This window comes from Corynebacterium sp. HMSC05D08 (genome assembly GCF_001807215.1).
In the GTDB taxonomy this organism is placed as follows: domain Bacteria; phylum Actinomycetota; class Actinomycetes; order Mycobacteriales; family Mycobacteriaceae; genus Corynebacterium; species Corynebacterium striatum.
Genome location: NZ_KV788285.1, coordinates 1 through 541, shown reverse-complemented (window position 1 = coordinate 541; position 541 = coordinate 1). Strand labels below are relative to the sequence as shown.

Annotated in this window: 1 protein-coding gene; it reads right to left on the bottom strand. The window is 48.6% G+C overall.

Annotated elements, in window-relative coordinates:
* Nucleotides 1-307: DUF362 domain-containing protein (locus HMPREF3148_RS12995; RefSeq protein ID WP_080969957.1), on the bottom strand; the 307-nt coding region annotated here is incomplete at its 3' end.
* Nucleotides 308-541: the final 234 nt, after the last annotated feature.

Genomic DNA, 541 nt, shown 5'->3' with positions numbered 1-541 from the left:
AAAATTCGTTTTCACGTTGCTCTACCTTTTTCCAAAGCTCTTCAGGGGTACCGTTGCGCTGACCCTCCAAATCTTCATATATGCAATCCATCGGGCAAGCTTTCACACACTGCGGACAACCTGAGCAGAGTTCGGGGATTATCACAGGTCCATGATCAAGAACCACGATTGCCGCAAAAGCAACTGGGCAACGTCTAACACATTCTTGACAATTTATACATTCGCCCCCCGCAATAAAACGCGGAAGGCGTTTCCAGCGCGGATCAGGTTTTCGCTGCTGAATACGAGCTGCCAAGTCTAACGCCATGAGGCATTCTCCCCATCCCTCTAACAACACCCTTGATAGTGATGTACCTTACATCTCGTCTTAGCTAGTGTCCATCATTACACGCGATTTGTTTTATTTATCTTGAACGAAACCATGGATTGAGCTTCTTCGACGGACAGAATAACGCCCGGCAAACTCCGATCCGCCCCGAGTTCGCCTAGCATAAGTCTAGTGCCGTCGTGTACACCAGAAACCACCAACCGAGCGTAAAAC